Genomic DNA, 637 nt, shown 5'->3' with positions numbered 1-637 from the left:
AATTAAAGCCATCGCCCGTGAAGCTGGTGATCGTTCTAAAGTAGCGGTTGTATCAAACGACGCGAATATCGATGCAGTAGGTACTTGTGTTGGACCTCGTGGTTCGCGTGTACAACGTATTGTAGACGAATTAAAAGGTGAAAATATGGATATCGTTCAATGGTCAGACGACATGGCAACCTTTATTTCAAATGCTTTAAACCCAGCTGATGTATTATCTGTTCACTTTGTACCAGGTGAAACGTCATGTGTGGTTGTCGTACCAGAAAACCACTTGTCATTAGCTATTGGTAAACGTGGCCAAAATGCGCGTTTAGCGGCTAAATTAACAAACCACAAGATTGATATCAAATCTGAAGCTGACTTTGAAGCCTACGTACAAACAGAAGAGTACGCAGAACGTTTTGCTGAGAAAGAATTAGTCGACGAAGACGTTGATCCAATTTTAGCTGAAGATATTGAAACTGTTGAAGATTACGAAGCAGTGACAGAAGGATCAACTTCAATTGATGAAGAGGATTTATTAGCTATCGATGACCTTGAAGAAGGTAATGTTGGTCCAGAAGCAATTGAATATCAGATTGATGATATTGAAGGCGAAGACAACGACATTATTGGTGATGAACCTTTAATTGGC

The 637-nt window shown here is 40.0% G+C and carries 1 pseudogene; it reads left to right on the top strand.

Annotated elements, in window-relative coordinates:
• Positions 1-637: pseudogene (locus ACRCJ0_RS18205) on the top strand (transcription termination factor NusA); the annotation flags it as partial.

This window comes from Aerococcus sp. L_32, assembly GCF_050689315.1.
The sequence above is the reverse complement of the archived record's forward strand: the minus strand, read 5'-3'. Positions and strand labels throughout refer to the sequence as shown.